Source organism: Canicola haemoglobinophilus (assembly GCF_002015075.1).
GTDB classification, from domain to species: Bacteria; Pseudomonadota; Gammaproteobacteria; order Enterobacterales; family Pasteurellaceae; genus Canicola; species Canicola haemoglobinophilus.
This window is the reverse complement of the sequence record NZ_MUXZ01000054.1, coordinates 1-942: the sequence shown is the minus strand read 5'-3', so window position 1 is coordinate 942 and position 942 is coordinate 1. Positions and strand designations below refer to the sequence as shown.

The window sequence follows — 942 nt, the reverse complement described above, 5'->3', positions numbered from 1 at the left end:
GGTGTTACTGTCAGTGGTGGAGATGCAGCTAAAGAAGTTGGTGGCGTTAAGCTAAAACAAATAGGGCAAAACCACAAAGACGGTTCTTCCAAAGTGGAGTTTAGTGGTGTGGCTGGCGTTGGCTCACAGGGTAACTGGGGAATTGCCAAAGGTTTAGCGACAGCATTAGCAGGATATGTTAATGACAACGGCAGTGAAAATGGCTATACCACAAGTGCAATCACTACTTCAAATATCCAAATTCAAGACAATCAAGCTCAACAAAGCTTAACAGGAAAAACAGCAAAACAAACTGCCGAAGAAATTAACCGCACTTATGTTCATCAAGATGTTAATAAGACAGATGTAACTAAAGTGCGGTCAGATTTAGAGCAAGATTTAGCGATTGCAGGGGATTTTGTGGATAAGTTGAGTGATGTTGGTGATGAGATTTATTACAGAATAGAGAAAAATGAGGATAATATTTTTGTTAAAAAGAAACGAGAGAGTGGCTGTAAAAGTCTGGAGTGTATTACATATCAAAAATTGGAAGTTGATAAATTAACTGTTCCTAAAACTAAAGAAGAAGCAGTAGCCTTAGCGAGAATGTATGCCCATGGAATTATGAATACTAATGACCAAGACAGGCTAGCAGGTTCAATTCAATATGGAGGTAAAGATTATTTAGAAAACGATGTATTAGTGGTAAGAAAACCTTATAGCTCTATTGGTGCTGAATTAGTATTTACTGTTTTTGAACGATTTAGAGCGGGTTTAAATATACCAAGTATTTTTGGTGCATCAAATGCGAGTAGAGAGCAAACAAAAATCTGGGGGTTATTGGAGCAATACAATAAAAATAACCCAGATAATAAGGTGGACTTAAAACATTTATCTCATAGTTTAGGCGTATCAAGTACAAAAAATGCAATGAACTGGGCGAGTTATAAAGATATGAAATTT

Annotated in this window: 1 pseudogene; it reads left to right on the top strand. The window is 36.5% G+C overall.

Annotation, left to right across the window (positions count from 1 at the left end):
* Positions 1 to 942, top strand: a pseudogene (locus B0186_RS11730) (hemagglutinin repeat-containing protein); the annotation flags it as partial.